This window comes from Vibrio sp. 03_296 (genome assembly GCF_002265885.1).
On the sequence record NZ_NPKW01001218.1, the window covers coordinates 1 to 516 of the forward strand.

The 516-nt window shown below is 54.0% G+C and carries 1 rRNA gene; it reads left to right on the forward strand.

The features are described from left to right. Nucleotides 1-516, forward strand: a 23S ribosomal RNA gene (locus CIK04_RS31110); the annotation flags it as partial.

A 516-nucleotide genomic window follows, 5' to 3' on the forward strand; every position in this document is an offset into this window, starting at 1 on the left:
CGCTTAACTGCGAGAATGACGGTTCGAGCAGGTGCGAAAGCAGKTCATAGTGATCCGGTGGTTCTGAATGGAAGGGCCATCGCTCAACGGATAAAAGGTACTCCGGGGATAACAGGCTGATACCGCCCAAGAGTTCATATCGACGGCGGTGTTTTGGCACCTCGATGTCGGCTCATCACATCCTGGGGCTGAAGTCGGTCCCAAGGGTATGGCTGTTCGCCATTTAAAGTGGTACGCGAGCTGGGTTTAGAACGTCGTGAGACGAGTTCGGTCCCTATCTGCCGTGGGCGTTGGAAGATTGAAGGGGGCTGCTCCTAGTACGAGAGGACCGGAGTGGACGAACCTCTGGTGTTCGGGTTGTGTCGCCAGACGCATTGCCCGGTAGCTAAGTTCGGAATCGATAACCGCTGAAAGCATCTAAGCGGGAAGCGAGCCCTGAGATGAGTCTTCCCTGATACTTTAAGTATCCTAGAAGGGTTGTTCGAGACTAGAACGTTGATAGGCAGGGTGTGTAAG